Origin of the sequence: Acidovorax sp. SUPP2825 (assembly GCF_030158995.1) — a bacterium.
Classification (GTDB): Bacteria; Pseudomonadota; Gammaproteobacteria; order Burkholderiales; family Burkholderiaceae_C; genus Paracidovorax.
The window spans coordinates 83,615-109,639 of sequence record NZ_BQXK01000008.1 but is presented as its reverse complement, the minus strand read 5'-3'; the positions used below and the strand labels follow the sequence as shown (position 1 = coordinate 109,639).

General features: G+C 68.3%; 27 protein-coding genes and 1 tRNA gene. 13 read left to right on the top strand and 15 right to left on the bottom strand.

Going from position 1 to position 26,025, the window contains the following annotated elements; all coding sequences use genetic code 11:
* The first annotated feature begins 2 nt into the window (after positions 1-2).
* From fabZ to AVAK2825_RS12220, 5 genes are read left to right on the top strand one after another with little or no spacing between them, the layout of a single operon-like run.
* A complete protein-coding gene (gene fabZ, locus AVAK2825_RS12240) occupies positions 3-443 on the top strand; it encodes a 3-hydroxyacyl-ACP dehydratase FabZ (RefSeq protein WP_284398731.1) in 441 nt (146 codons plus the stop codon).
* Between the two features lie 22 nt (positions 444-465).
* Entirely contained in the window at positions 466-1,257 is a 792-nt protein-coding gene (lpxA, locus tag AVAK2825_RS12235; RefSeq protein WP_284398728.1) for an acyl-ACP--UDP-N-acetylglucosamine O-acyltransferase, read from the top strand.
* A gap of 5 nt (positions 1,258-1,262) precedes the next feature.
* Positions 1,263-2,432: a lipid-A-disaccharide synthase gene (gene lpxB / locus AVAK2825_RS12230; protein WP_284398725.1), complete on the top strand. Its 1,170-nt coding sequence runs from the start codon at positions 1,263-1,265 to the stop codon at positions 2,430-2,432.
* The gene (gene rnhB / locus AVAK2825_RS12225) at positions 2,404-3,126 is read left to right on the top strand and encodes a ribonuclease HII (RefSeq protein ID WP_284398724.1); all 723 of its coding nucleotides are present in this window, start codon (positions 2,404-2,406) and stop codon (positions 3,124-3,126) included. Before lpxB ends, rnhB begins: the two co-directional genes overlap by 29 nt.
* Positions 3,123-3,911 (top strand): TrmH family RNA methyltransferase, encoded by a 789-nt coding sequence (locus AVAK2825_RS12220; RefSeq protein WP_284398723.1) that lies wholly within the window; start codon positions 3,123-3,125, stop codon positions 3,909-3,911. The genes rnhB and AVAK2825_RS12220 overlap by 4 nt, the downstream gene beginning before the upstream one ends.
* Before the next feature lie 143 nt (positions 3,912-4,054).
* Here the strand turns inward: AVAK2825_RS12220 and AVAK2825_RS12215 are convergent, their stop codons facing one another.
* The 6 genes from AVAK2825_RS12215 to AVAK2825_RS12190 all read right to left on the bottom strand — a co-directional run bounded on the left by AVAK2825_RS12215 (position 4,055) and on the right by AVAK2825_RS12190 (position 10,947).
* Complete coding sequence (locus AVAK2825_RS12215; protein WP_284398720.1) at positions 4,055-4,540, bottom strand: hemerythrin domain-containing protein; 486 nt, start codon at positions 4,538-4,540, stop codon at positions 4,055-4,057.
* A gap of 291 nt (positions 4,541-4,831) precedes the next feature.
* Positions 4,832-4,907, bottom strand: a tRNA-Thr gene (locus AVAK2825_RS12210).
* A gap of 11 nt (positions 4,908-4,918) precedes the next feature.
* Entirely contained in the window at positions 4,919-5,926 is a 1,008-nt protein-coding gene (locus tag AVAK2825_RS12205) for a class 1 fructose-bisphosphatase (RefSeq protein WP_272568522.1), read from the bottom strand.
* A 30-nt stretch (positions 5,927-5,956) separates the two neighbouring features.
* Positions 5,957-8,677, bottom strand: a complete 2,721-nt coding sequence (gene pepN, locus AVAK2825_RS12200; protein WP_284399040.1) for an aminopeptidase N — start codon at positions 8,675-8,677, stop codon at positions 5,957-5,959.
* A 25-nt stretch (positions 8,678-8,702) separates the two neighbouring features.
* A protein-coding gene (prfB, locus tag AVAK2825_RS12195; RefSeq protein WP_272552141.1) for a peptide chain release factor 2 occupies positions 8,703-9,807 on the bottom strand; the annotation gives its coding sequence in 2 pieces (ribosomal slippage) (positions 8,703-9,725 and positions 9,727-9,807; 1,104 coding nt in all).
* Between the two features lie 186 nt (positions 9,808-9,993).
* Positions 9,994-10,947: an alpha/beta fold hydrolase gene (locus AVAK2825_RS12190; protein ID WP_284398712.1), complete on the bottom strand. Its 954-nt coding sequence runs from the start codon at positions 10,945-10,947 to the stop codon at positions 9,994-9,996.
* A gap of 174 nt (positions 10,948-11,121) precedes the next feature.
* Here AVAK2825_RS12190 and AVAK2825_RS12185 point away from each other — a divergent pair, with 174 nt between their 5' ends.
* From AVAK2825_RS12185 to plsY, 3 genes are all read left to right on the top strand, one after another.
* Positions 11,122-12,183, top strand: a complete 1,062-nt coding sequence (locus AVAK2825_RS12185) for an aldo/keto reductase (protein WP_284398709.1) — start codon at positions 11,122-11,124, stop codon at positions 12,181-12,183.
* Positions 12,180-12,683 carry an aminoacyl-tRNA deacylase gene (locus tag AVAK2825_RS12180; RefSeq protein ID WP_284398706.1) on the top strand — a complete coding sequence of 168 codons (504 nt, stop codon included), beginning with the start codon at positions 12,180-12,182 and terminating at the stop codon, positions 12,681-12,683. Before AVAK2825_RS12185 ends, AVAK2825_RS12180 begins: the two co-directional genes overlap by 4 nt.
* A 107-nt stretch (positions 12,684-12,790) precedes the next feature.
* Complete coding sequence (gene plsY, locus AVAK2825_RS12175; protein ID WP_284398703.1) at positions 12,791-13,426, top strand: glycerol-3-phosphate 1-O-acyltransferase PlsY; 636 nt, start codon at positions 12,791-12,793, stop codon at positions 13,424-13,426.
* 40 nt (positions 13,427-13,466) lie between these two features.
* On the opposite strand, the gene AVAK2825_RS12170 is transcribed toward plsY, so the two are convergent.
* The 3 genes from AVAK2825_RS12170 to AVAK2825_RS12160 are packed head-to-tail and all read right to left on the bottom strand — an operon-like array spanning position 13,467 to position 15,686.
* The gene (locus AVAK2825_RS12170) at positions 13,467-14,486 is read right to left on the bottom strand and encodes an HD-GYP domain-containing protein (protein WP_284398701.1); all 1,020 of its coding nucleotides are present in this window, start codon (positions 14,484-14,486) and stop codon (positions 13,467-13,469) included.
* Positions 14,487-14,496: 10 nt separating this feature from the next.
* Entirely contained in the window at positions 14,497-15,144 is a 648-nt protein-coding gene (locus AVAK2825_RS12165; RefSeq protein ID WP_284398699.1) for a retropepsin-like aspartic protease family protein, read from the bottom strand.
* 56 nt (positions 15,145-15,200) lie between these two features.
* Positions 15,201-15,686 carry a YajQ family cyclic di-GMP-binding protein gene (locus AVAK2825_RS12160; protein WP_272568536.1) on the bottom strand — a complete coding sequence of 162 codons (486 nt, stop codon included), beginning with the start codon at positions 15,684-15,686 and terminating at the stop codon, positions 15,201-15,203.
* 67 nt (positions 15,687-15,753) lie between these two features.
* Here AVAK2825_RS12160 and murB point away from each other — a divergent pair, with 67 nt between their 5' ends.
* Entirely contained in the window at positions 15,754-16,836 is a 1,083-nt protein-coding gene (murB, locus tag AVAK2825_RS12155; RefSeq protein WP_284398694.1) for a UDP-N-acetylmuramate dehydrogenase, read from the top strand.
* Between the two features lie 150 nt (positions 16,837-16,986).
* On the opposite strand, the gene AVAK2825_RS12150 is transcribed toward murB, so the two are convergent.
* The 6 genes from AVAK2825_RS12150 to AVAK2825_RS12125 form a co-directional block, all read right to left on the bottom strand.
* Positions 16,987-17,445, bottom strand: coding sequence for a carboxymuconolactone decarboxylase family protein (locus AVAK2825_RS12150; RefSeq protein ID WP_284398691.1), 459 nt, complete (start codon positions 17,443-17,445; stop codon positions 16,987-16,989).
* Positions 17,446-17,582: 137 nt separating this feature from the next.
* Positions 17,583-18,473: an RNA polymerase sigma factor SigJ gene (gene sigJ, locus AVAK2825_RS12145; RefSeq protein WP_284398689.1), complete on the bottom strand. Its 891-nt coding sequence runs from the start codon at positions 18,471-18,473 to the stop codon at positions 17,583-17,585.
* A 156-nt stretch (positions 18,474-18,629) separates the two neighbouring features.
* Positions 18,630-19,973 (bottom strand): argininosuccinate synthase, encoded by a 1,344-nt coding sequence (gene argG / locus AVAK2825_RS12140; RefSeq protein WP_284398684.1) that lies wholly within the window; start codon positions 19,971-19,973, stop codon positions 18,630-18,632.
* A gap of 17 nt (positions 19,974-19,990) precedes the next feature.
* Complete coding sequence (gene ppnP, locus AVAK2825_RS12135; protein WP_284398681.1) at positions 19,991-20,308, bottom strand: pyrimidine/purine nucleoside phosphorylase; 318 nt, start codon at positions 20,306-20,308, stop codon at positions 19,991-19,993.
* A 181-nt stretch (positions 20,309-20,489) separates the two neighbouring features.
* Positions 20,490-21,125 carry a glycine zipper 2TM domain-containing protein gene (locus AVAK2825_RS12130; RefSeq protein WP_272568547.1) on the bottom strand — a complete coding sequence of 212 codons (636 nt, stop codon included), beginning with the start codon at positions 21,123-21,125 and terminating at the stop codon, positions 20,490-20,492.
* Between the two features lie 112 nt (positions 21,126-21,237).
* The gene (locus AVAK2825_RS12125; RefSeq protein WP_284398672.1) at positions 21,238-21,663 is read right to left on the bottom strand and encodes an ArsC family reductase; all 426 of its coding nucleotides are present in this window, start codon (positions 21,661-21,663) and stop codon (positions 21,238-21,240) included.
* 47 nt (positions 21,664-21,710) lie between these two features.
* Here AVAK2825_RS12125 and folC point away from each other — a divergent pair, with 47 nt between their 5' ends.
* The 4 genes from folC (at position 21,711) to purF (ending at position 26,007) form a co-directional block, all read left to right on the top strand.
* Positions 21,711-23,036: a bifunctional tetrahydrofolate synthase/dihydrofolate synthase gene (gene folC / locus AVAK2825_RS12120; RefSeq protein ID WP_284398671.1), complete on the top strand. Its 1,326-nt coding sequence runs from the start codon at positions 21,711-21,713 to the stop codon at positions 23,034-23,036.
* A 22-nt stretch (positions 23,037-23,058) separates the two neighbouring features.
* Positions 23,059-23,907 (top strand): SPOR domain-containing protein, encoded by an 849-nt coding sequence (locus tag AVAK2825_RS12115; protein WP_284398669.1) that lies wholly within the window; start codon positions 23,059-23,061, stop codon positions 23,905-23,907.
* Positions 23,908-23,931: 24 nt separating this feature from the next.
* Positions 23,932-24,420: a CvpA family protein gene (locus AVAK2825_RS12110; protein ID WP_272568564.1), complete on the top strand. Its 489-nt coding sequence runs from the start codon at positions 23,932-23,934 to the stop codon at positions 24,418-24,420.
* A 78-nt stretch (positions 24,421-24,498) separates the two neighbouring features.
* Complete coding sequence (purF, locus tag AVAK2825_RS12105) at positions 24,499-26,007, top strand: amidophosphoribosyltransferase (protein WP_284398665.1); 1,509 nt, start codon at positions 24,499-24,501, stop codon at positions 26,005-26,007.
* The last annotated feature ends 18 nt before the right edge of the window (positions 26,008-26,025 follow it).

Genomic DNA, 26,025 nt, shown 5'->3' with positions numbered 1-26,025 from the left:
CAATGATGGATATCCACCAAATTCTCAAGCTCTTGCCGCACCGCTATCCGTTTCTGCTGGTGGACCGCGTGGTCGAACTCGAAAGGGGCAAGCGCATCCAGGCGCTCAAGAACGTCACGATCAACGAGCCTTTCTTCACGGGGCATTTCCCGAGCCGGCCCGTGATGCCCGGCGTGCTCATGCTCGAGGCCCTGGCGCAGGCCGCGGGCCTGCTGTCGTTCGACATGATGGGCGAGGCGCCCGGCGACGACAAGGTGTTCTATTTCGTCGGCATCGACGGCGCGCGCTTCAAGCGCCCCGTGGAGCCGGGCGACCAGCTCATCCTGGAAGTGGATCTGGACCGCGTCAAGGGCGGCATCTACAAGTTCAAGGGCCTGGCACGCGTGGGCGACAGCGTGGCCTGCGAGGCCGAGATCATGTGCACCATGCGCACCGTGGGCTGACGCTGCGAGGGCAGGGCGGCACGTGACCAGCAGCATCCACTCCACAGCCATCGTCGACCCCGCAGCGCGGATCGACGCCTCCGCGGCCATTGGCCCCTATGCCGTGATCGGCCCGCACGTGACGATCGGTGCGCGCACCTCGGTGGGCGCGCACTGCGTCATCGAAGGGCGCACCACGATCGGCGAAGACAACCGGATCTTCCAGTTCGCCTCCCTGGGCGCCGCGCCGCAGGACAAGAAGTACGCCGGCGAGCCCACCGAGCTGCGCATCGGCGACCGCAACACGATCCGCGAGTTCTGCACGTTCAACACCGGCACGGCGCAGGACCGGGGCGTGACCACGATCGGCAACGACAACTGGGTCATGGCCTATGTGCACATCGCCCACGACTGCGTGGTCGGTCACCACACCGTTCTGGCCAACAACGCCACGCTGGCCGGCCATGTGCACGTGGGTGACCACGCCATCATCGGCGGCCTCACGGGCGTGCACCAGTTCACCAAGGTGGGCGCGCACGTCATGGCCGGGTTCGCCAGCCACATCTCGCAGGACGTGCCCCCCTTCATGATGGTGGACGGCAATCCGCTGTCCGTGCGCGGGTTGAACCTCGAAGGCCTGCGCCGGCGCGGGTTCTCAGCCGACCGGCTCGCCGCGATCAAGCAGGCGCACCGCCTGCTGTATCGCCAGGGCCTCACGCTGGACGCGGCGCGGCAGGCGATCGCCGAACTGCCTGCGGTCCACGGCGAGGCCGCGCCCGACATCGCGCTGCTGCTGGATTTCATCGCCAACTCTTCGCGCGGCATCGCGCGCTGACCGCGATGGCGCCCTCCCTCCAACCGGCACCGCGCATCTCGATGGTGGCAGGCGAAACCTCCGGCGATCTGCTGGCGGGCCTGCTGCTCGACGGCCTGCAGGCGCAGTGGCCGGGCGTGGCCGGGCAGGGCATTGGCGGGCCGCAGATGCAGCGGCGGGGCTTCACCGCATGGTGGCCCAGCGAGCGCCTGGCCGTGCACGGCTACAGCGTCGAGCTGCTGCGCCGGCTCTGGGGCATCGTGCAGATCCGCAAGCAATTGAGGCGGCGGCTGCTCGCGGACCCGCCGCAGGTCTTCATCGGTGTGGATGCGCCCGACTTCAACCTGGGGCTCGAATTCGACCTGCGCGCGGGCGGCATCAAGACGGTGCACTTCGTGTGCCCTTCGATCTGGGCCTGGCGTGCCGAACGCATCGAGAAAATCAAGCGCAGCGCCGACCACGTGCTGTGCATCTTCCCGTTCGAGCCTGCGCTCCTGGCCCGCCACGGCATTGCCGCCACTTACGTCGGCCATCCGCTGGCCAATGTGATTCCCATGCAGCCGGACCGCGAGGCGGCGCGGGCCCGGCTGGGTATGGCCCCTGGCGACGAGGTGCTGGCCATCCTGCCGGGCAGCCGTTCGGCCGAGGTGGACTACATCGCCGCGCCGTTCCTGCGGGCGGCGGCCTTGCTGCGCCAGGCGCGCCCCGCGTTGCGCATGGTCATTCCGGCCGTGCCGGCGCTGCGTGCACGCATCGAGCAGGTGGTGCGCGAATGCGGCATGGCCGAGGCGGTGCAGGTCGTCGAAGGCCAGTCGCACACCGTGCTGGCGGCCTGCGACTGTACGCTGATCGCCAGCGGCACGGCGACCCTCGAGGCAGCCCTGTTCAAGCGGCCCATGGTGATCGGCTACCACATGCACCCCATCAGCTGGCGCCTCATGCGGCGCAAGCAGCTGCAGCCTTGGGTGGGGCTGCCCAACATCCTTTGCGGCGAATTCGTCGTGCCCGAGCTGATCCAGGACGCCGCCACCCCCGAGGCGCTGGCCGCGGCCGTCACGCAGTGGCTCGACGCGCCCACGCAATCCCCCGACACGCTGGCGGTGCTGGAGCAGCGCTTCACCGCGCTGCACGAAACCCTGCGCCGCGACACCCCCCGATTGGCTGCCGATGCGATCCAGAAAATCCTTGCCGCCTGAGCAGGCGGCCCTGCCGTGGCATCCCCCAGGCCTGGTGGCCGGGGTGGACGAAGCCGGGCGCGGTCCGCTGGCCGGCCCGGTGGTGGCTGCCGCCGTGATCCTCGACGATCAGAATCCGATCGCCGGGCTGGCCGATTCCAAGACATTGACCGCCGCGCGCCGCGAAGCGCTGTACGACGAGATCCGCGCCAAGGCCCTGTGCTGCGCGGTGGCCGAGGCCAGCGTGCAGGAGATCGACACCATCAACATCCTGCAGGCGACCATGCTGGCCATGCAGCGCGCGGTGCAGGGGCTGCGCCTGAAGCCCGTGCGCGTGCTGGTGGACGGCAACCGGCTGCCCGTGCTGGAAGTGCCCGCGGACGCCATCGTCAAGGGCGATGCGCTGGTGCAGGCCATTTCTGCGGCGTCGATCCTGGCCAAGGTCACGCGCGACCGCTGGTGCGCGCAATTGCACCTGGAATATCCCCAATACGGCTTTGCCGGCCACAAGGGATATGGGACGGCCGAACACATGGCGGCGCTGCAGCAGCATGGCGCTTGCCCGCACCACCGCCGCTCGTTTTCGCCCGTGGCTGCGGCCCTCGTCCGGGGCAACGCGGCGGTACTCCCAATGCCTGCGGTGCCTACGGTGAATGGGTCGCACGCGTTGCCGGCGCCGCAGGGCCTGGTGCGGGCGGAATGGCAGCCGGCATGACCTCGGACAACGTCACCTTCGTTCAGTCGCGCGACAACGCGTTCGTCAAGGACCTGCGGCGCCTGGCGCAGGACAGCAGCGCCTACCGCAAGCAGGGCCGTGTGTGGCTGGAAGGCGACCACCTGTGCCGTGCGGCGCTGGCCCGGGGACTGCAGCCGGCGGTGGCCGTGTATGCGGAGTCTTTTTGGCCTGCAGCGCAAGAAAATTACCGGCATGCTGCTATCAAAAACATAGTAATCGCCGACCCCCTCTGGGCGGACGTGAGCGGCCTCGAATCGCCGGCGCGCATGGGCTTCGTGCTGGAGATGCCGGCGGCCGCGGCGTTGGTGCCGGGCGTGTCCACCGTGGTGCTCGACCGCCTGCAGGACGCCGGCAACGTGGGGTCCATCCTGCGCAGCGCGTCGGCATTCGGTTTCGGACAGATCGCGGCCATCAAGGGCACGGCGGCGCTGTGGAGTGCCAAGGTACTGCGGGCCGGCATGGGGGCCCACTTTGGCCTGCGGCTGGTGGAGGGGCTCGATGCGACGGACGTCGATGCGCTCGGCCTGCCCCTGCTGGCGACCAGTTCGCACGGCGGCGAATTCCTGCACCGGGCGCAACTGCCCTGGCCTTGTGGGTGGGTCATGGGGCATGAAGGGCAGGGCGTGTCGCCAGCGCTGCAGGAGCGCGCGAGCCGCCTGATCCGCATTGCCCAGCCGGGCGGGGAAGAATCGTTGAATGTGGGTGCGGCGGCCGCGATCTGCCTGCATGCGAGCGCTGCGTCTGCGGAGACGGGCCGCACCTGACGGCTTGGCCCGCAGGCTTTCAGCGATGCGGGCAGACGCTGGTCAGGGCGGCGGCCAGAGAGAGAGGGCGGTGAGCGCCTCGCAACGCCGACCCCGCGGGTCGCGGCACAGCCGCCCTGAGGGAGAGCGGCCCGCCGGGGGCGTCAGGCCATCGCTTCTTCACCCGCCATCAGCTCTTCTTTGCGGGCTTCGAGCGCTTCGCGCATGGCCACGAGGTCGAGCTTGCGGGCGGCACGTGCCTTCGGAAAGATCTCGTTGCGCTCTTCCTTCACGTGGTGGTCGATGTACTCGCCCAGCACGGTCACCTTGGCATCGAACATTTCATCGGCGGCGCTGGCGGCCTCGATCTGAGCGATCAGGTCCTTGGCGCTGGCGTGCTCCACTTCGGCTTCGGCGAGGAGGTCGGTGTCCTTGATGGCATCGCGCAGGGCGGGGTAGAAGATTTCTTCTTCGATCTGCGCATGCACGGCCAACTCGCGGCAGATCTGGCGCGCCAGCTCGAACCGCTGGGTGGCGGCCGCCTTGGAGCGGGACTCCATCAGCGATTCGTATTCCTTGAACATTTTCTTGACGGCGCGATGGTCCGCATCGAGCAGGGAGCAGGCGTCTCGGGGTGCACGGGTGGTCATGGGATTTCCTTGTCGATGGTGTGTGTGGGGAAGGCCATGCTGCACGGGTGGTCTACCCCCTGCCGTAGGACGCCAAGCCACGGACCTGCGCGGGTTCGCCTTCGGCGGACACGCCGCTGGGGCAGGGCCGCGGGGCCCATCGATCATTGGATTGGCTGCGGATGGTGCTGGCAACGCGCGTTGGTTGCCGCCGTTCAGCCGCTTGATGCCGGGATGCTGTGCAGCGCCGGCACATGCAATACAGGCCCCAAAAGAAAAACCCCTGACTCTTGCGAATCAGGGGTTTCCATTTGGTGCCGGAGAGATGAATCGAACACCCGACCTTCTCATTACGAATGAGCTGCTCTACCGACTGAGCTACACCGGCGAAGACTCGAATTATATATCGGAATGGTAGCGTGTCACGCGTTCCACTTCATTTTTTGAGCCCAGCACCACGCTGACGCGCTCGTGCAACTGCGTGGGCTGGATGTCCAGGATGCGCTGCTTGCCGTTGGTGGCGGCGCCGCCGGCCTGCTCGACGAGCCAGCTCATGGGATTGGCCTCGTACATCAGGCGCAGCTTGCCGGGCTTGTTGGGTTCGCGCTTGTCCCAGGGGTACAGGAACACGCCGCCGCGCGTGAGGATGCGGTGCACGTCGGCCACCATGCTGGCGATCCAGCGCATGTTGAAGTCCTTGCCGCGCGGGCCCTCGGTGCCGGCCAGGCATTCGTCGATGTAGCGCTTGACCGGGGTGTCCCAGTGGCGCATGTTGCTCATGTTGATGGCGAATTCCTTGGTGTCCTCGGGAATGCGCACGTTCTCTTCCACCAGCACGAACGAGCCCTGCTCGCGGTCCAGCGTGAACATGGCGACGCCGTCGCCCACGGTGAGCACCAGCGTGGTCTGGGGGCCGTAGATGCAGTAGCCCGCGGCCACCTGCTGGGTTCCGGCCTGCAGGAAGTCCTCGGTCATGACGCCGGGGTGGCCTTCGGGCTTTTTCAGCACGCTGAAGATGGTGCCGATGCTCACGTTCACGTCGATGTTGGAAGAGCCGTCGAGCGGATCGAACAGCAGCAGGTACTCGCCCTGCGGATAGCGGTTGGGCACCACGTAGATGCTGTCCATCTCTTCGGACGCCATGGCCGCGAGGTGGCCGCCCCATTCGTTGGCTTCGATGAGCACTTCGTTGGCGATGATGTCCAGCTTCTTCTGGATCTCGCCCTGCACGTTCTCGCTGGCGGCCGTGCCCAGCACGCCGCCCAGCGCGCCCTTGTTCACGGCGTGGCTGATGCTCTTGCAGGCACGGGCGACCACTTCGAGCAACAGGCGCAACTGCGAGGGGATGAGGCCGTCCACCCGCTGCTGTTCGACGAGGTAGCGGGTGAGGCTGATGGTTTTTGCCATGGAGGGGGTTTCCTAATTTTTTGGACGTGATCAGTCGGCCAGCGCGCGGGTGACCACCTCGCGCACGTCGTTGGACAGGTCGGGCTTGGCCGCCACGCGGGCGATGGCGTCGCGCGCCGCGCCGCGGTAGGGGTCGGCCAGCTTCTTCCAGCGGTCGAGCGCCCGGGCCAGCCGCGCCGCCACCTGCGGGTTGAGCGTGTCCAGCTCCAGCACGCGGTCGGCCCAGAACTGGTAGCCCGCGCCGTCCAGGCGGTGAAAGCCCCCGGGGTTGGCGCTGCAGTAGCTGAAGATCACGCTGCGCGCGCGGTTCGGGTTCTTGAGGCTGAAGTCCGCGTGCTTCATGAGCTGCTGCACGGCGGCCAGCACCTGCCCGCCGCGGTCGGGCGCGCCCGCCTGCAGCGAGAACCATTTGTCCAGCACCAGGGCCTCGTCCTTGAACAGGGCGTGAAAGCGCGCCAGCGCCGGCTCGGCCAGGGCATGGCCGCTGTACACCAGCGCCGTGAGGGCGTTGAAGCGGTCGGTCATGTTGCCGGCGTCCTTGAATCGCTGGTACGCCTTGCCCGGCCACACGCTGTCGCCCGTGGTGCGGGCCGCCAGGCACAGCATGGAAAGCGCCAGGCCGGACAGCGCGCGGCGGCCGGCCGAGATCGCATCGGGGCGGTAGGCGCCCGTGTCGTGGTGCTGCGCCCAGATGGCTTCCCACTCCGGCTGCAGCGCGACGGCGAGCTGCGCGCGCATTGCTTCGCGCACGGCGTGCACGCGCTGCGGGTCCACCACGTCCAGGTGCTCGGCGATGTAGCCCTCGGAGGGCAGGCTGAGCACCAGCTCCTTGAAGGCCGCGTCCAGCGCGGGGTGGCGCAGCACGCCGCGCATGGCCTCCACGAAGCTGTCGGGCACGATGGTTTGCTCGATGGGCGCGCCTGCCGGCGGATTGATTGCCTCGTCTGCTATGGTTTTAATAGCGATGCGCAGGGCCAGGCGCTGGCCGGCCTCCCAGCGGTTGAAGGCGTCGGTGTCGTGCGCCAGCAAGGCGAGCAGCTCGGCATCGCTGTAGTCGATGTCCAGCACCACCGGGGCGCTGAACCCGCGCAGCAGCGACGGCACGGGCTGGGAGCCCACGTTCACGAAGGTGAACGCATGGGTGGCCTCGGTCAGCACCACGGTGCGGTCCGCGCCGCCCGCGGCGGCCTCACCCTCCAGTTGCAGCGGCAGCGCGCTGCCGTCCGCGCCCAGCAGGCCCAGGGCCACCGGGATCACGGCGGGCTCCTTGAGCGGCTGGCCGGGCGTGGGCGCGAGGCTTTGCGACAGCGTGAGCGTGTAGGTGCGCACGGCGGCGTCGTACACGCCCGTGGCCTGCACGCGCGGCGTGCCGGCCTGCGAATACCAGCGCTTGAACTGCGGCAGCAGGCGGGCCAGGTCGCTGTCCGGGTTGGCGTCGGCGATGGCCTGCGCGAAATCGTCGCAGGTGACGGCCTGGCCGTCGTGGCGCTCGAAGTACAGCTTCATGCCGCGCGCGAAGCCTTCGCGGCCCACCAGCGTGTGCATCATGCGCACGACCTCGGCACCCTTTTCGTAGATGGTGACGGTGTAGAAGTTGTTGATCTCGACGTAGCTGTCGGGCCGCACCGGGTGCGCCATGGGGCCGGCGTCCTCCGGGAACTGCGCGGTGCGCAGCACGCGCACGTCCTCGATGCGCTTGACGGCGCGGGCCGAAGGGCTGCCCGACAGGTCCTGGCTGAACTCCTGGTCCCGAAAGACTGTGAGGCCTTCCTTGAGCGACAGCTGGAACCAGTCGCGGCAGGTGACGCGGTTGCCGGTCCAGTTGTGGAAGTACTCGTGGCCCACCACGCTTTCGATGTTGCCGAAATCCACATCGGTCGCCGTGGCCTGGCTGGCCAGCACGTACTTCGTGTTGAAGATGTTCAGGCCCTTGTTCTCCATCGCGCCCATGTTGAAGTCGCTGGTGGCGACGATCATGAAGCGCTCCAGATCCAGCGGCAGGCCGAAGCGCGCCTCGTCCCAGGCCACGCTGGCCATGAGGGAGTTCATGGCGTGCTCGGTCTTTTCCAGGTCGCCCGGGCGCACGTACACCTGCAGCAGGTGGTCGGCGCCGGAGCGCGAGCGGATGCGCTGCTCGCGCGCCACGAGCTTGCCGGCCACCAGCGCGAACAGGTAGCAGGGCTTCTTGTGCGGGTCCTGCCACTTGGCGAAATGGCGCGCGCCGTTGGGGCCGTCGTCCAGCGGGCCGTGGTCGATCAGGTTGCCGTTGGACAGCAGCACCGGGTAGGCGGCCTTGTCGGCGCGCAGCAGCACGGTGAAGCTGGCCATCACGTCCGGCCGGTCCAGGAAGTAGGTGATGCGCCGAAAGCCCTCGGCCTCGCACTGGGTGAAGAAGGTGCCCTGGCTCACGTACAGGCCCGACAGCTGCGTGTTCTTCTCGGGCGCGCAGGTGGTGAAGATCTCCAGGTCGAAGGGCTCGTGGCCCTCCGGCAGGTTCTCCAGCACCAGCTGGCCGCCTTCCATCTTGAACGAGGTGCCCGCGCCGTTGACCAGCACGCGCGCCAGGTTCAGCTCGTCGCCATCGAGCCGCAGCGCGCCCGCGGGCACGTCCGCGTTGCGGCGCAGCCGCATCTTGTTGAGCACCCGGGTCTTGGCCGGGTCCAGGTCGAACGTGAGGTCCACCTTGTCGATCCAGAACGCGGGGGCGGTGTAGTCGGCACGGTGGATGGCCGTGGCGTGTCCTTCTCTCATCATGGCTTGGGGCTTTCCGGGCGCGTTACACGCCCTGCTTGAGGGAGGCTTCGATGAAGGCGTCGAGATCGCCGTCCAGCACCTTCTGGGTGGCGGAGATTTCGACGTTGGTGCGCAGGTCCTTGATGCGGCTGTTGTCCAGCACGTAGCTGCGGATCTGGTGGCCCCAGCCGACATCGGTCTTGGTGTCTTCCAGCTTTTGCTGCTCTTCCTGACGCTTGCGCATCTCGAAGTCGTACAGGCGCGAGCGCAGGCGCTGCCATGCCACGTCGCGGTTGCTGTGCTGGCTGCGGCCATCCTGGCACTGAACGACGATGCCGGTTGGAATGTGCGTCAAACGCACGGCCGAATCGGTCTTGTTGATGTGCTGGCCGCCGGCGCCGCTGGCGCGGAAGGTGTCGGTGCGCACGTCGGCCGGGTTGATGTCGATCTGGATCGAGTCGTCGATCTCCGGATAGACGAACAGGCTGGCGAAGCTGGTGTGGCGCCCGCCGGACGAGTCGAACGGGCTCTTGCGCACCAGCCGGTGCACGCCGGTCTCGGTGCGCAGCAGGCCATAGGCGTATTCGCCCTCGATCTTGATCGTGGCGCTCTTGATGCCGGCCACGTCGCCCGGGGTTTCGTCTTCCACCGTGGTCTTGAAGCCCTTGCGTTCGGCGTACTTGAGGTACTGGCGCAGCAGCATGCCCGCCCAGTCGCAGGCCTCGGTGCCGCCGGCGCCGGCCTGGATGTCCACGAAGCAGTTGAGCGGATCGGCCTCGTTGCTGAACATGCGGCGGAACTCGAGCATCTCGATCTCGGGCTTGAGCTTGGCGGTCTCGGCCTCGATGGTCATCAGGCCGTCGTCGTCGCCTTCTTCCTTGCTCATGTCGAAGAGCTCGGTGTTGTCGGCCAGCTCGCGCGTGAGCCGCTCCAGCGTGAGCACCACGCCGTCCAGGCTCTTCTTTTCCTTGCCCAGCTCCTGGGCCTTCTTGGGATCGTTCCAGACCGTGGGGTCTTCCAGCGAGGCGTTTACCGTGCGCAGGCGTTCGAATTTGGCATCGAAGTCAAAGATACCTCCGTAACTCTTGCGTGCGCACGGTCAGGTCGGAGAGGGTGTTGCCGATGAGGTTGATGCGTTCTGCGTCCATGGTGCGTGTCCTGAGTGTTCGGTGGAATAACCGGCGATTTTCTCACGCGATGCGCCGCACGCCCCCAATGCCCTTCCACGGGGCGCAGGGCGCTGCCGGCCGGCCCCTTCGCCGGGGCGAAAAACGGGCCGTCATTTCAAAAATGATAGCAAAACGCCCTAGTGGAATATGTGCTGGCGGCCTGTTTTATTCAGGGGTGCTCAGGAACGACTCGATCAGCGCCGCCACCGCGCCGGGCTGGTCGTGGTGCAGCATGTGCCCGGCGTCCTGGACCACGGCGGTGCGGCAATCGCGCACGTGGCGCAGGCGGGCGTGGTATTCAGGCAGGTCGTAGCGGTCCTTCCACCACAGGCCCATGCTGTCGTCGCTGGCCTCCACCGCGAGGGTGGGCGCGGTGATGCCGTCGTACAGGGCCAGCGCTTCCTCCACGCGGTAGATCTGCGAGCTGGTGATCTTGTGCGCCGCATCGCCCAGGATGCGCCAGCGGCCCTGCGCGTCGGGCGCGGCCCACTGGCGGGCCAGCCAGGCGGCCTTGTCGGCGGACAGGCGCGGATTGGTCTTGATGAGGCGCTGGGCCACGCCGTCGGCGCTGTCGTAGGCCTTGAGCGATTTCTCGCCGCGCTCCAGCGCCCGGATCTCGTCCATCCACTGCGCGTAGCGACGGGGGGCCTGGTCGGGCGTGGTGGCCGGCAGGCCGAAGCCTTCCAGGTTCACCAGCCGGCGGATGCGCGCGGGCCGCACGCCGGCATAGGCCATGCACACGTTGCCGCCCATGCTGTGGCCCACCAGATCGACCGGCTGGCCGGGCGCGTAGTGGTCCAGCAGGTGATCCAGGTCGGCCAGGTAGTCGGCGAACACGTAGTGATCGCAGGGCGCGGGCAGGCGGCTCAGGCCGAAGCCCCGCCAGTCGGGCGCGATGACCGTGCGGCCGGCGAAGAACGCTTGCGACAGCGCGTCCACCACGAACTGGTAGGACGCGCCCACGTCCATCCAGCCGTGCATCAGCACCAGCGGGGGCCGTGAAGGGGAAGACGGGGAAGCGGAGGCGGGCGATGCCTCGGCGTTCCAGCGGCGAACGTGGTACTGCAGGGTGCGGACGGGGACGAATTCGCTCTGGGAGGCGCGGGCGGGCTGGTACATCGGGCGATTATTCGTGCAGGGCGCGGCGGCGTCAGTCAAGGCTGGGACAAGCGGGCGGCCACTCGTTCGGGGCCCTGACTGCGGGGGCCTTCGGGCATGCGGTGCGCTCGCTGCGGGAACGGGAAAAATCCATTATTCTGCCCAGCCCATCCGCAGCTTGTAGGTCTTCTCTCCATGCAAAAAATCCCATTGGGCGCCAGCGCGCTCCAGGTCACGCCCATCTGCCTGGGCACCATGACGTTCGGCGAACAGGTGGACGAAGCCACGGCCCATGCCATTCTCGACCGCTCGCTGGAGCGGGGCGTGAACTTCATCGACACCGCCGAGATGTACGCCGTGCCGGCGCGCGCCGAGACCTATGGCGCCACCGAGACCATCATCGGCCGCTGGTTCGCCAGCCGCCCCGGCGCCCGCGAAAAGACGGTGCTGGCCACCAAGGTGGCGGGCCCCTCGCGCGGCATGCCCTGGGTGCGCGAAGGCAAGGGAATGACCCCGGCCGACATCGTGGCCTCGTGCGACGCCAGCCTGCGCCGCCTGCAGACCGACGTGATCGACCTCTACCAGATCCACTGGCCCGAGCGCCACGTGCCCGCGTTCGGCACGGTGTACTACGACCCCGCCAAGGAAACCTCGGCCACGCCCATCCACGACCAGCTGCAGGCGCTGGCCGGGCTGGTGCAGGCCGGCAAGGTGCGCGCCATCGGCCTGTCCAACGAAACGCCTTACGGCGTGCACGAGTTCGTGCGGCTGGCCGAGCAGCACGGCCTGCCGCGCGTGGCCACGGTGCAGAACCCGTACTGCCTCATCAACCGCACCTGGGAAAACGGCATGGACGAGTCCTGCCACCGCCTGGGCGTGTCGCTGCTGGCGTATTCGCCCCTGGGCTTCGGGCTGCTGACGGGCAAGTACGACGCCAGCGGCACGACCGGCGCCGGTGCGCCGAAGGGCGCACGCATCGCCAGCTACGAATCGGTGCGCAAGCAGCGCTGGGGCCGGCCCGAGGCGCTGGAGGCCTCGCGCCGCTACAACGCGCTGGCGCGCGAGCACGGCCTCACGCCCACGCAGATGGCGCTGGCGTTCTGCTACACCAAGTGGCAGGTCGCCAGCACCATCATCGGCGTGACCTCGCTGGCCCAGCTGGACGAAGACCTCGATGCCTGGGGCACGGTGCTCTCGCCCGAGCTGCTCGCGGCCATCGACGCGGTCCGCTGGGAACTGCGAGACCCGGCACTGTGAGCAAGAAGGCCGCCAAGGCCGCCCATGTGAGCGAGACCCCGGCCACCCAGTGGCTGCGGCGCCAGGGCGTGCCCTTCACCGAGCACCCCTACGACTACGTGGAGCACGGCGGCACCGCGCACAGCGCGGCCAGCCTGGGGCTGGACGAGCACGTCGTCGTCAAGACGCTGGTGATGCAGGACCAGGATGCGAAACCCCTCATCGTGCTCATGCATGGCGACCGCAAGGTGTCCACCAAGAACCTGGCCCGCCAGATCGGCGCCAAGTCGATCGAGCCCTGCCAGCCCGAGGTGGCCAACCGCCACAGCGGGTACCTGGTGGGCGGCACCTCGCCGTTCGGCACGCGGCGCGACATGCCGGTGTACATCGAGGAAAGCATCCTCGCGCTGCCGCGCATCGCCATCAACGGCGGCCGCCGGGGCTTTCTGGTGCAGATCGATCCGCAGGTGTGCGTGCAGCAGCTCGGTGCCAAACCGGTGCAGTGCGCGCTGGCAGAATAGGCCGCCCCGCCGAACCGGGGCCGCGCCTTCGGGGCACCGGCCACCGGTCCCCCGTGGCGCCCGCCACCGGCCTCTCGTGACGCCCGCATCCTGAAGGAATTCCTACCTTGACCACCGTCTATTGCCTCCTGGCCACCGTGGCCGCCTACCTGCTGGGCTCGCTGTCGTTCGCCGTCATCGTGAGCCGCACCATGGGCCTGAACGATCCCCGCACCTATGGCAGCAAGAACCCCGGCGCCACCAACGTGTTGCGCTCCGGCTCCAAGGCCGCGGCCGTGATCACGCTGCTGCTCGATGCGGTCAAGGGCTGGCTGCCCGTGGTGCTGGTGCAGGCCTTCGGCAAGCCCTATGGCCTGGAGGACGGCACGGTGGCGCTGGTGGGCCTGGCGGCATTCCTCGGGCATCTGTGGCCCGTGTTCTTCCGCTTCGAGGGCGGCAAGGGCGTGGCCACGGCGCTGGGCGTGCTGGTCGGCATCAGCCCATGGCTGGGGCTGGCCACGCTGCTGACCTGGGTCATCATCGCGTTCTTCTTTCGCTACTCTTCGGGCGCGTCGCTCGCGGCGGCGGTGTTCGCGCCGCTGTACTACGTGATGTTCGGCGGCGTGCTCTGGTACACCGAGGCGACCATCGGCGTGGCCATCGCCGCCATGTCGGCGCTGCTGGTGTGGCGGCACCGCGAAAACATCCGCCGCCTCATGGCCGGCACCGAATCCCGGCTGGGCCAGAAGAAGAAAAAGCCCTGAATCGAAGGGAACGGAGCCAGGCGGGGGGGGAGCCGCCCGGTCAGGGCCGGCCGGCCGTGCTCACCAACCCCATCAGCCCGCTGCTGTGCTGGGCCGCGTAGTGGCCCAGGCGCACCAGCGTGCGGTGGTTGATCTCCACCTTCACCGCGGGTCGGGCCAGCGCCGACTGGATGCGTGGCCGGCCGCTGGCCGTCTGGTGCAGCCGGGGCTGGGCCAGGTGCTCACCGTCGCGGTCGAGCAGGCTGGCCACCAGGGGGGCGTTGACCTTCTCGCTGCGGCGCAGCACCAGGGCGGTCTCGCCGTTGTCCAGCCGCACGAAGGTGCCGGGCGGGCACAGCCCGACGGCGCGCACGAGCGCATAGGTGACTTCATCGCGCCGGTCCACGTCCTGGCCCACGATGGCGCGCACCGAGTCCGTGGCGCTGCGGCCCGCACGCGACTTGCGCGGGCTGATCATCGCGGCGTAGCGGTCGATCGTGCCCAGGATGCGGCTGAGCCGGTCCTCGGCGGGCATGCCCGCCAGCGGCTGCGTCTCGGCCAGCGGCGCATGGTGCTGGCCCACGACGTCCAGCCACAGCGGGTCCTTCACGTCCAACTGCTCCAGCAGGGTCATGCTGCGCAGCGGGTGGGCCTCGATGGCCTCCTGCTGCGCGGGGCTGGGCCGCTCGCGCTGGCTGGCCAGCTCGTCCTGCAGCGCGGTCATGCCGATGTTCATGGTGATCGCGGCCCGCACCAGGCTGTCGCGCTCCAGGGAGGGCAGCTGCAGCTCGTGCGCGAGGATGTGGCACAGCGTGCCGCACACCAGGGCGTGCGAGGTGCTGTAGCCCACGGTGGAGGTGGAGGCCAGCTGGAACATCAGGTACAGCGCCGCGTCGATGTCGTGCGCCACCAGTTCCTGAAGCCACCGGTCGCACTGGCGCACCTTGGCGGGAAAGTCGTGCACCTGCAGGGGCCGCGACAGGATCACCGCCAGGGCGGATTCCAGGTCCGACCACAGTCCGAGCAGGTCTTCGTATTCGCTGTCGGACGGCTCGCCGGCGCTGGGGGGGCTGTGGGGCATGGGGCGCAGGCTACTGGCGCTTTTCCAGCACCATCTGGTCGTTGATGCGGCTCATCTGGAACTCGTTCAAGAAACTGTTGCCCAGCAGCACGAAGGGCATGGCCTGGGGCGTGACGACGGCGTCCACGCCGAGCACCTCGACGTCGCCGATGCGCACCGAATCGAGCTTGATCCGCCAGCCCTGGGCCGTGCCGTTGGCCGTGCCCAGCACCACGGGCTGCCCGCTGCGGTAGGCCAGGCCCATGCGGTCCGCCTCCGGCTGGCCGATGGCCACGGTGCTGGCGCCGGTGTCCACCAGGTACTGCATCGGCCGGCCGTTGATGGTGCCGCTGTTCACGAAATGCCCGCGGCTGTCGGCGGTGAGCACCACGCGCCGGCCCGTGCCGGCGGCGGCGCGGCTGCCCACGCTGACCGGGGCCTCGCCCAGGATCAACGTGCGCCGCGCGCCGGCCAGTTCGACCACTGCCTCGTCTCGGCCGACCGAGACCACCTTCACGCCCTGGTGGCTTTCACCCGGGCCCACGCCGCGCGGCGCGCCGCCGTTGACCACCAGCAGCGCCTTGCCGCCCAGGATGCCGGACAGCGCCACCGCCTGGGCGTGCGCCTGCCATGGCGCGAGCACCAGGGCGGCAGCGAGGGGGAGGGCGCGCAGGAGCATGGGGGGGCAGCCTGGGGGTGAAGGCGGTGATGCGGCAGGCGGCGGGGAGATCGGTGTCAGTCGCGGAAGTTGTCGAACGACAGCGGAATGTCCACCACTTCCTTGCGCAGCAGCGCCATGGCGGCCTGCAGGTCGTCGCGCTTGGCGCCGGTCACGCGCACTTTCTCTTCCTGGATGGCGGCCTGCACCTTGAGCTTGCTTTCCTTGAGGAGCTTCTGGATCTTCTTGGCCAGCTCGCTCTCGATGCCGTTGCGCACCTTCACGACCTGCTTGACCTTGTCGCCGCCGACCTTCTGCGGCTTTTCCATGTCGAGAAAGCGCACGTCCACGTTGCGCTTGGTGAGCTTGTTGCGCAGGATGTCTTCCACCTGGGTGAGCTGGAAGTCGGCATCGCCGAACAGCGTGATCTCCTTGTCCTTGATCTCGATGGCGGCGGACGTGCCCTTGAAGTCGAAGCGCGTGCCGATTTCCTTGGCGGTGTTTTCGACCGCGTTCTTCACTTCTACGAGGTTGGCTTCACAAACGGTGTCAAAAGAAGGCATGGCATCACTCTCGGGAACTGGGGGAGAACCCGGCCGCGAAAAGGGGCCGGGTGCGACAATCCGGTCGATGTTAGTCGAGAAAAACGCTCCCCTGCAGCACTGCAATACCTTCGGCATCGTGGCCCGCGCCCACACGCTGGTGCGCGCCCGCGCGGTCGAGGACGTGCGCGCCCTGGTGTCCGACCCGCAGCTGGCGGGCTCGCCCGTCTTCGTGCTGGGCGGCGGCAGCAACATCGTCCTCACCGGCGACGTCAAGCCCGTGGTCCTCAAGATGGAGATCAAGGGCCTGCGGCTGATGCAGGAAACCCCCCAGGCCTTCATCGTGGAGGCCGGTGCCGGCGAGTCCTGGCACGACGCCGTCGCCTGGACCCTGGCGCACGGCTTTCCCGGCCTGGAAAACCTGGCCCTCATCCCCGGCACCGTGGGCGCGGCGCCCGTGCAGAACATCGGCGCCTACGGCGTCGAGCTGCAGGACCGCTTCGATTCCCTGGATGCCATCGACCTGGCGACGGGCCAGCCGTTCACGCTCGATGCCGCCCAGTGCGCGTTCGGCTACCGCGATTCCGTCTTCAAGCACCAGGCCCCCGCCGCCCCCGCGGGCGCCGCCGAGGGCAGTGCGCCGCGCGGCATGGGCCTGGCGGGGCGCGCGGCCATCACGCACGTGCGCTTTCGCCTGCCCAAGCCCTGGAAGCCCGAGTTGGGCTACCTCGACCTGGAGCGCAAGCGGGCCGAGGCCGGCGTGGCCGAGCCCACGGCGCAGCAGATCTTCGAATGGGTGTGCGAGGTGCGCCGCGCCAAGCTGCCCGACCCGGCCGTGGTGGGCAATGCCGGCAGCTTCTTCAAGAACCCCACCGTCACGCCCGACCAGTGCTCGGACATCATCGCCCGCGAGCCGCGCATCGTGCACTACCCCATGCCCGACGGCACCATCAAGCTGGCGGCGGGCTGGCTGATCGATGCCTGCGGCTGGAAGGGCAAGAGCGTGGGCAAGGCCGGCGTGTACGAAAAGCAGGCGCTGGTGCTGGTCAACCGCGGCCGAGGCGCCGACAGCGTGACCGGCGGCGAGGTGATGACGCTGGCCAAGGCCATCCAGACCAGCGTGTACGAGCGCTTCGGCATCCGGCTGGAGCCGGAGCCGGTGGTGGTCTAGGCCCGGCGCATGCGGCCGGTTCTGCCGCGAAGCGGCTGCGAGGCCGTTGCGGAGAAATTGCTATGCTATTAATAGCATCGATGGCATGTTTGACTAGGGCATCAGGCCGATTTGGCTCTGATTTTCCGTGCGGTGGCCCGAACGGGGCGCTCAGGCGCCGGCGCCGCCCGCCGGTGGCGCGCGGAAGGCGACCTGGAACCGGTTCCAGCCGTTGATGGCGACGACGGCCAGCGACAGCTCGACGATCTCCGCCTCCGAGAACTGCGCCGCCACCAGGTCATAGACCGCGTCCGGCACGTCCTGCGTGGCGGCCAGGCGGGTCAGCGATTCGGCCCAGGCCAGCGCCGCGCGTTCGCGGGCATCGAACAGGCCGGCCTCGCGCCAGGCCGCCAGCAGGTGCAGGCGCCGGTCGGTCTCGCCATGCCGGCGGGCCACGCCCACGTGCAGGTCGATGCAGAACGCGCAGCCGTTGATCTGCGACACGCGCATCTTCACCAGTTCCTTGAGGGCAAGGGGCAGCGCGCCGGCGCGCAGCTGGTTCTCCAGCGCCATCATGGCGTTCGCGGTGGCGGGGTGGTTTGTCATGAGGTCGATGCGGGCGTGGGACATGGGATGCCTTTCGTGGCGGTGGGTGGTTGAAGGAAGGAGCGGGTGGGAAACCGTGGCCCATGGCGCGGCCCGCACCCGGCGCGGGTGCCATGCCATCGGGAACGGAGCGGGAAAACGGGACCCGGCGGCGGCGGGGCCTACAGCCCGCGCAGCTTGTCCGGGTTCAGCACGGCGTAGATGCCGTGGATGTGCGTGCCGTCGGTCTGCAAGGCCAGCGCCACGCGCGGCGTGCCGCCCTCGCGCAGCACCAGGCCCGGCGTGCCGTTGATCTGCACTTCCTGCACGGCGAGGTGGCGCAGGTACACGCGCCACAGGCCCGCCGCCAGCCGGGCCAGGGCCCGGGGGCCGCGCACCACCTTGGTGGCCGCCTGGACCTTGCCGCCCGCATCGGGCGTCCAGGTGGCGTCCGGCGCGAAGAGGGCGAGCAGGGCGCCGTGGTCCTGGGCGCGCATCGCGTCCATGAAGCGGTGCAGCAGGGCCCGCGCGGCGTCCGGCGTGGCCGAAAAGCGCACCTTCTCGCGGCGCACCTGGGTGCGGGCGCGGTGCACCAGCTGGCGGCAGGCCGCCTCGCTGCGGTCCAGCACGGTGGCGATCTCGGCGTAGTCGCTGTCGAACACGTCGTGCAGCAGGAAGGCGGCACGCTCGTCGGGCGACAGGCGCTCCAGCACCACCAGCAGCGCGATGGACAGATCGGACGCCAGCTCGGCGCGCGCATCGGCCGCCGGCGCGGTGGCGTCGCGGTCCAGCCAGGGCTCGGGCAGCCACGGGCCGCTGTAGGCCTCGCGCTCGGTGCGGGTGGCGCGCAGCCGGTCCACGCACAGGCGGGTGACGGTGGTCACCAGCCAGGCTTCGGCCGTCTGCACGCGCTCGGCCGGCGTGGACTGCCAGCGCAGCCAGGCGTCCTGCAGCACGTCCTGCGCATCGGCGCGGCTGCCCAGCATGCGGTAGGCCACGCCCATGAGGCGCGGGCGGTGCTGCAGGAACGTGGCGGTGTGCGGGTCCGGGGCGAGGGGAATGTCGGCGTTCATGCCTTCAAGACGGGTGGCCGGGCCGGTTTGTGACGGGAATCCGCGCTGCCTGCCAAAAAAAGAAAACCGCCCGGCCGGGTGGCGGGGCGGTTGCTCTTTTTTTCATAGCTGCCAGCGAATGTCGCAGTGGCGCTGGAGGCCTTTCGATGCCTGGCGTTACTTTTTCTCGCTGCCGTCGCCCAGCTGCGCCAGCGCGGCATTGCCGCCCAGCGACAGCAGGCCGGACTGGGCGTAGACGCCCAGCTTGTGGCGCGTGTCGATGATGTCCAGGTTGCGCATGGTCAGCTGGCCGATGCGGTCGGCGGGGCTGAACGGCGCGTCTTCCACCTTTTCCATCGACAGGCGCTCGGGCGCGTAGGTCAGGTTGGGCGATTCGGTGTTGAGCAGCGAGTAGTCGTTGCCGCGGCGCAGCTCCAGCGCCACCGTGCCGGTCACGGCGCGCGCCACCCAGCGCTGGGCGGTCTCGCGCAGCATGATGGCCTGCGGGTCGAACCAGCGGCCCTGGTACAGCAGGCGGCCCAGCTTCAGGCCGTTCATGCGGTACTGCTCGATGGTGTCTTCGTTGTGGATGCCGGTCACCAGGCGCTCGTAGGCGATGTGCAGCAGCGCCAGGCCCGGGGCTTCGTAGATGCCGCGGCTCTTGGCTTCGATGATGCGGTTCTCGATCTGGTCGCTCATCCCCAGGCCGTGGCGGCCGCCGATGCGGTTGGCTTCCAGGATCAGCGCCACGGGATCGTTGTACTCGACGCCGTTCAGGGCGACGGGCTGGCCTTCCTCGAAGCGCACGGACACTTCCTCGGACTTGACCTGGACATCGTCCTTCCAGAACGCCACCCCCATGATGGGGTTCACGATGCGGATGCCGCTGTTCAGGAACTCCAGGTCCTTGGCTTCGTGCGTTGCGCCCAGCATGTTGCTGTCGGTGCTGTAGGCCTTTTCGGCGCTCATCTTGTAGCCGAAGCCTTCCTTCGTCATGAAGGCCGACATTTCGGCGCGGCCGCCCAGCTCGTCGATGAACAGCTGGTCCAGCCAGGGCTTGTAGATCTTGAGCGAGGGGTTGGTGAGCAGGCCGTAGCGGTAAAAGCGCTCGATGTCGTTGCCCTTGAAGGTCGAGCCGTCGCCCCAGATGTGGACGTCGTCTTCCTTCATGGCCGCCACCAGCATGGTGCCGGTGACGGCGCGGCCCAGCGGCGTGGTGTTGAAGTAGGTGATGCCGGCCGTGCTGATGTGGAATGCGCCGGCCTGCAGCGCGGCGATGCCTTCATGGGCGAGCTGCGTGCGGCAGTCCACCAGGCGGGCCTTTTCGGCGCCGTATTCCATCGCCTTGGCGGGGATGGCGTCGTAGTCCGGCTCGTCGGGCTGGCCCAGGTTGGCCGTGTAGGCGTAGGGCAGGGCGCCCTTGTTCTTCATCCAGCGCAGCGCGGCGCTGGTGTCGAGACCGCCGGAGAAGGCGATGCCGACCTTCTGGTTCAGGGGCAGATTCTGGAGGATGGTGGCCATGTGCAGTGCCTTTCGGTTCAGCCGAAGTGGCAGATGTAGTGGTAGGCGCTGGCGACGCGGATCTCGAACTTCGACTGGCCGGGCACGCTGAATTTCTCGCCCGCGCTGGACTTCACCCAGGCGTCGGTGCCGTCGAGCTTGTACTCGCACGCGCCGCCCACGCATTCCATGATCTCGGGCGCGCCGGTGTTGAAGGTCAGCGTGGCGGGCAGGATCACGCCCACCGATTTCTTCGTGCCGTCCGGAAACGTGATGTTGTGGCTCACGCATTTGCCGTCGAAATACACGTTGGCTTGGGTGGTGACGGACACGCCGTCGATGGTTTCGGTGGTCATGGATGCGCTTGAAAGGAAGAGGAAGGGGGAAAACCGAAGATTCTAGGTTGAACGCTGCGGCCGGCCCCCGTTCCCCGTGCGAGGCGGCGCCCTGAAAACGCCGGGCCGAAGGCGCGCCCCACGAAAAAGGGAGCCCGAAGGCTCCCTGCTGGATGCGTTGGCCGTCCGGCCGGTGGTCCCTTCAGCGCCAGTAGGGATCGCGCGGGCGGGGTGGGTAGTAGGGGCGGCCGTAGCTGTCGTGGTATTCGATGACCGTGGTGGACGGGGGCGTCACGTAGGCGGGCGGGCCAGGGTAGGTGGAGACCACCACGCCGGGCTGGGCGTAGCCGCCGGAGTAGGCGGGGGCCGGCGGCGCGCTGGCGATGGGCTGCACGCTCACGGGAATCCAGGCGCCCGGGTCGTGCTGCGTGCGGGTGGTGTACTGGCGGCCCGCGTACTCGTAGAGCACGTTGTAGCCCATGGTGCGGTTCTCGTAGTACGTCTGGGTGGAGCAGCGCTGCACGTTCTGGTACTCGGGCCGGGTGCCCTCGATGTTGTTGCCCAGCACGGCCCCGCCGATCAGCCCGATGGCGGTGGCGGCGGCGCGTCCGCTGCCTTTGCCGATCGCGTTGCCGGTGGCCCCGCCGGCGATGGCACCCAGCACCGCCCCAGCGCCGGTCGGCCGGGATTCGCCGTAGATGGTTTCGTTACCGCACACCTGCTGGGGAATGGCCACCTGCTCGGTGATGGGGGTGGCGGAGAGGACGCGGCCCTGTTCCTGGGCGCTGGCACCGGCTGCAACGGCAGCCAGCGCGGTCAACAAGATGATTTTCTTCATGGAGAAGCTCCTTTCGGTCGGTGTACAACGCATCAGGCTGAGAAAAAGTTTAGGGTCGCCGTGTCAAGCCTGCAGCCGGGGGCCGTAAATCTGGGTAAAGATTTGTGCCGTTTCAGGCCTTGGAGCGCGCGGTGGCGGCTTCGTTCCAATCGGCTTCGTTGAAACCCACGGTGATGCGGCCGTCCGCCCATTCCACGACCGGGCGCTTGATCACGCTGGGCTGCGCCTTCATCACCTCGGCGGCGCTGCCCGCGTCGTGTACGGCGGCCTGGGTGTCCGCATCCAGTTTGCGCCAGGTCGTTCCCTGGCGGTTCAGCAGCTTTTCCCAGCCCACCGCATCGGCCCAGTGCGGCAGGCGATCGGCCGGCACGCCCTGCTTCTTGAAGTCGTGGAACTGGTGCGCAACGCCCTGGGCGGTAAGCCAGGCGCGGGCCTTCTTGACGGTGTCGCAGTTGGGAATGCCGTAGAGCACGGTGGTGTCCGGGCGGGCGGCGGCGTGGGCGGGGGTACGGGCGGGGGTACGGGTGGGGGTACTCATGGCGCCGATCATCGTGCAAGCCGCGCTCGGCGACAATCCGGCCCCGTATGCACACCAATTTCGACACCCTGGAAGGCTGGCTCGGCCATTGCGAGCGCCTGCACCCGAAGAACATCGACATGGGCCTGGACCGCGTGCGTGCCGTGGCCCGGCGCATGGATCTGCGGTTCGACTGCCCAGTCATCACCGTGGCCGGCACCAACGGCAAGGGCTCCACCTGCGCCATGCTCGAAGCGGTGGCGCTGCAGTCGGGCTACCGCACCGGGGTGTACACGTCGCCGCACCTGGTGCACTTCGAGGAGCGGTGCCGCATCCACGGCGAGATCGTCGCCGCATCGGATTTGATCGCGCACTTCGCCGCCGTGGAAAACGCCAGGACCCTGGACGGCGAGGACATCTCGCTGTCGTACTTCGAGTTCACCACCCTGGCGATCCTGCGGCTCATGAGCCTGGCGCGGCTGGATGTGGCCATCCTCGAGGTCGGCCTGGGTGGGCGGCTCGATGCCACCAACGTGATCGACACGGACTGCGCCGTCATCACCAGCATCGACATCGACCACACCGAATTCCTGGGGCCCGACCGCGAAACCATCGGGCGCGAGAAGGCCGGCATCATGCGCACGGGCCGCCCGGTGGTGGTGAGCGATCCCATGGCGCCGCAGAGCGTGCTCGACCATGCGCTGGAAATCGGCGCCGACCTGTGGCGCTTCGGCCATGACTTCAACTTTTCGGGCGACAAGCAGCAGTGGAGCTGGGCCGGGCGGGGCCGCCGCTACGCCGGCATGGCCTACCCCTCCTTGCGGGGCGCCAACCAGCTCGTCAATGCCTCTGGCGCCCTGGCAGCGCTCGAGGCCCTGCGCGATCGGCTTCCGGTCACCGCCCAGGCGGTGCGCAACGGGCTGGCCATGGTGGAGCTGCCGGGGCGCTTCCAGATCGTTCCCGGCCAGCCGACCCTGGTGCTGGATGTGGCGCACAACCCCCATTCGGTGGCGGCGCTGACCGCCAACCTGGACGCGATGGGGTTCTTCCCCACCACGCATGCCGTGCTGGGCGCCATGGCCGACAAGGACCTCGGCCCCATGCTGGCCAAGATCGGCCCGCTGGTGGACCGCTGGTATTTCACCGATCTGCCCACGCCACGCGCCGAGAGCGCTGCGGGCCTGCAGCAGAAATGGAATGCTCTGCAGATCGTGGCCGGGGGGCGCCGCACCGTGCCCACCCGCCTGCACGCGGACCCCCAGCAGGCACTGCAGGCGGCCGTCAATGCCGCGGAGCCGGCTGATAGAATCGTGGTCTTTGGCTCGTTCTACACGGTGGGCGGCGTTCTGACCAACGGGACGCCTCGCCTGCAGGCCAAGCATCTGGGCGCATAAGGTCCGCACGATTCTGCACTCCATGGCATTTTTCAAGTTTCGGTGGCCCGGCAGCAAGGAGCAACCCGATAAACCCGCGGGCAAGCGTTCGCGCAATGCCCAGGCCGAGAGCATCGAGGCCATGCGTCGGCGCGCACGGCACCGGCTGATCGGCGCAGCGGTGCTGGTGTTGCTGGGGGTGGTGGGTTTCCCCATCCTGTTCGACACCCAGCCGCGCCCCATCCCGGTCGATATTCCCATCGACATTCCCGATCGCAACAAGGTGGCTCCCCTGGTGGTGCCCGAGGCTGCGCCGGCCCGTCCGGCAGCGTCGGCGCCGGCCATGGCGTCGGCCGGGGGCCTGGCCGAAGGCGAAGAGGTCGTGCCGTCCAGCCGCAACGCGCCCAAGCCGGCGGCGTCTGCTCCGGTGCACGCCCCTGCGCCCGCGCCTGCGGCGGCGTCCAAGCCTGAGGTGCGGGCCGAGCCCAAGCCGGCCCCCCGGCCGGAGTCCAAGCCTCAGGTCCACGAAGCGAAACCGGAACCCAAACCCGAACCCAAGCCCGAGGCCAAACCGCAGCGCTCGGAAGACGCGGCGCGTGCGCGGGCCTTGCTCGAAGGGCGCGATACCCCGGCTCCGGCTGCGGCCGCCTCCAAAAGCGAAGAGGGCCGGCTGATCGTGCAGGTGGGCGCCTTCGCAGATGCCGACAAGGCCCGCGAAGTGCGCCAGTCGCTGGAGCGCGCCGGCCTGAAGACCTACACCCAGGTGGTAGACACCAAGGACGGTAAACGCACCCGTGTGCGGGTCGGCCCCTATGCCTCCCGCGCCGAAGCGGACAAGGCGGCTGCGCGTGTGAAGGGCCTGGGCCTGTCGGCTTCGGTCCTGGCGCTTTAGCCGGCCAGCGGCTCGCGTGCGTGCATGGCATCGCTGGACTGGATTTTCTTGGCGGTGCTGCTGGGGTCCCTGGTGCTGGGGGCCTGGCGCGGGCTGATTTATGAAGTGTTGTCGCTGGCAGGCTGGGTCATGGCCTTTTTCATGGCCCAGTGGTGGGCCGAGGACGTGGGGCGGTGGCTGCCGATTTCCGATTCGGCCGAGTCCGTGCGGCATGCGGCGGGCTTTGCGCTGGCGTTCATCGGCACGCTGTTTGCCTGTGGATTCCTGGCCTGGCTGGCCAAAAAATTGATCGAGGCGGTGGGGCTGCGCCCTGTGGACCGCACGCTCGGGGCCGCGTTCGGGGCTCTGCGGGGCATGGTGCTGCTGCTGGCGGCATCGCTCGTGGTGCTGTGGACCCCCTTGCAGGAGGGGCTGTGGTGGAAAGAGTCGCAGGCCGCCCCCATATTGACGGGTGTGCTGGAAGTTTTGAAGCCGGCTTTGCCGCCAGCGCTGGGAAGGCATCTGCCTTCATGACAGGGACGCGGCGCCACCCCGGTGGCGCTGCACTGATTTTTTATTGCGGGATCGCCCGCCTTTGGATGGAACGCGAATATGTGTGGAATCGTCGGCGTGGTCAGCACGGCTCCTGTCAACCAACTGGTCTATGACGCTCTGCTGCTCCTGCAGCACCGGGGCCAGGATGCGGCGGGCATCGTCACCCAGCAGGGGCGCAAGTTCTTCATGCACAAGGCCAAGGGCATGGTGCGCGACGTGTTTCGCACGCGCAACATGCGTGCGTTGCCGGGCACGGTCGGCCTGGGTCAGGTGCGCTACCCCACGGCGGGCAATGCCTACAGCGAGGAAGAGGCCCAGCCGTTCTACGTGAACGCCCCCTTCGGCCTGGTGCTGGTGCACAACGGCAACCTGACCAATGCGCAATCGCTGCGCGCCGAATTGTTTTCGACCGACCACCGCCACACCAACACCGAGAGCGACTCCGAAGTGCTGCTCAACGTGTTCGCGCATGAGCTGGAGCGCGCCACCCGCGGTGTGCCGCTGCAGACCGAAGACGTGTTCGCGGCCGTGCGTGCCGTGCACCGCCGCGTCAAGGGCTCCTACGCCGTGATCGCGCTGATCGCCGGCCACGGGCTGGTCGCCTTCCGCGATCCCCACGGCATCCGCCCGCTGTGCATGGGCCGCAGCCCGGAAGGCACCGTGATGGTCGGCAGCGAATCGGTGGCTCTGGAAGGCACCAACCACGTGTTCGAGCGCGATATCCAGCCGGGCGAGGCCGTGTTCATCACCGACGACGGCACGGTGCATGCGCAGCAGTGCGCCGATGCGCCGCAGCTCAACCCCTGCATCTTCGAGTTCGTCTATCTGGCGCGTCCGGATTCGGTGCTGGATGGCATCTCTGTGTACCAGGCCCGCCTGAACCTGGGCGAGGCATTGGCCAAGCGCGTGGTCTCCACGGTGCCGCCCAGCGAGATCGACGTGATCATTCCCATTCCGGAATCGAGCCGCCCGAGCGCCACGCAACTGGCGCATCTGCTGGGCATTCCGTACCGCGAGGGCTTCGTGAAGAACCGCTATGTGGGGCGCACCTTCATCATGCCGGGGCAGGGCGTTCGCAAGAAGTCCGTGCGGCAAAAGTTGAACGTCATCGCCAGCGAGTTCAAGGGCCGCAACGTGCTGCTGGTGGACGACTCCATCGTGCGTGGCACCACCTCGCGCGAGATCGTGCAGATGGCGCGCGACGCGGGCGCCCGCAAGGTCTACCTGGCCAGCGCCGCGCCGCCGGTACGCTATCCCAACGTGTACGGCATCGACATGCCTACGAGCAATGAACTGGTGGCCCATGGCCGCACGGTCGAAGAAGTGCGGCAGTCCATCGGCTGCGATGCCTTGATCTATCAGGACGTCAACGGCATGAAGAAGGCAGTGGGCGCACTGAACGGGCGCATCGAAGGCTTCGACGCGTCGTGCTTCGACGGTGTGTACGTCACGGGCGACATCACCGCGCAGGACATCGCGCGGCTGAACGAAGGGCGTGTGGGCGCGGAGGAGCCGCAGGAGGAAGACACCTCCCGCCTGGCCCTGCCCAATGCGCAGGACGCCTGACCGCTATTCGCTTGGATC